Source organism: Dietzia natronolimnaea, assembly GCF_002289575.1.
Taxonomy (GTDB): domain Bacteria; phylum Actinomycetota; class Actinomycetes; order Mycobacteriales; family Mycobacteriaceae; genus Dietzia; species Dietzia natronolimnaea_A.
Genome location: NZ_NTGA01000094.1, coordinates 1 through 1,275 on the forward strand (window position 1 = coordinate 1; position 1,275 = coordinate 1,275).

2 protein-coding genes are annotated in these 1,275 nt (G+C 68.9%); both read right to left on the minus strand.

All coding sequences use genetic code 11. From position 1 onward, the window contains the following. Window positions 1-370 (minus strand): ATP-binding protein (locus CEY15_RS17785; protein ID WP_176475194.1); only part of this gene is annotated, 370 nt, incomplete at its 3' end. Then, window positions 367-1,092 (minus strand): Mu transposase domain-containing protein, encoded by a 726-nt coding sequence (locus tag CEY15_RS17790; RefSeq protein ID WP_095719505.1) that lies wholly within the window; start codon window positions 1,090-1,092, stop codon window positions 367-369. The genes CEY15_RS17790 and CEY15_RS17785, both read right to left, overlap by 4 nt. Window positions 1,093-1,275 lie beyond the last annotated feature (183 nt).

The following is a 1,275-nucleotide window of genomic DNA, read 5'->3' on the forward strand; positions in this document are numbered from 1 at the left end:
GCTTGGCCAGGGCGCAGCCGAGGTAGGACTTGCCCGACCCGGTGAACCCCTGGAAGACGACGTTCTGCTGGCGCTGGATGAACGAGCAGGTGGCCAGCTGCGCGAGGACGGCCCGGTCCAGGCCGCGCTCCTCGACCAGGTCCACGCGCCGCAGATCGGCTGCCGGGTAGCGCAGGTTGGCCCGGCGGATGAGTCCGTCGATCTTGGAGTGGTTGAAGCTCTCGTGGGCGTGGTCGACGACCAGCTGCAGGCGCTCGCCGAAACTCATGCCGACCACGTGGTCGTCGTGTTGCGCTTCGATCGCCTCGAGCAGTGGCTGGGCGCCCATCTCGCGGAGCTTGCGCTTGGTCTCGCTATCGATGCTGCTCATCGGGCACTCCTGGCGTAGTAGTCGGCGCCGCGGACGTACCCGCCGGCCTGCTCGGCCTCTGCTGGTGGTGGTCGCAGGGCGGCGGTCTTGTCCTGGCCGGTGGCCAGGATGGGGTGGATATGCGCGTAGCGGGGTGAGCGCACCGGCCCGGTCAGCGCCAGGGCGCAGGCGGCTTCGACTCGCTCGGCTGAGAACCGCCGCGAAAGGCGCAGCACCGCCAGGGCAGCGTCGAGGCCCTGTTCGTCGACGGGCACGGATTCGAAGATCCGGTTGACCACGATGACCGCCGCCGGCCCCACCCGCTCGGCCCACGCCCGTACCCGGGGCGCGTCCCACTGCTGGTACTGGCGGCCGGCGGGCAGGTCGGCGTCGTTGGTGCGGTACTGCCCGGAGGCTCCAGCTGGGAGCAGAAGGTGGCTGGAGATCCGCTCGGTGCCGCGGTAGATCTCCAGCGTGCGGGCGGTGATCCGCACATCGACCTTGGTGCCGATGTGCGCCAGCGGGGCGGAGTAGAAGTTCCGCTCGAACACCACGTGCCCGTTGCGACCGACGCGCCGGCCGTAGAGCCACCGGCTGATCTCGAACGCCACCGCTGGCAGCGGCGTGAGCAGCGGGCGCTCCTCGGCGGTGAACACGCTCAGTCTCGAGCCGGGGCGTTTCTGGAACGGTTCGCGGTTGTAGGCGTCCATCCGCTCACCGATCGCCTCGGCCAGTTCGAACACCGTGTGAAACGGGCCCTTCCGGATCCGGAGTGCGTAACTGGGGTTCGCCGGTGATGCGGTGAGGCACAAGATGTAGGGGTCCTGGGGCGTGTGAAGATGCAAGTTCCTACACCAGCACTTCGCATCCCCAGGACCCGCTTTGAACGCTACCGCCAGCCTGCTTGCCGACACCATCTGCCGCAC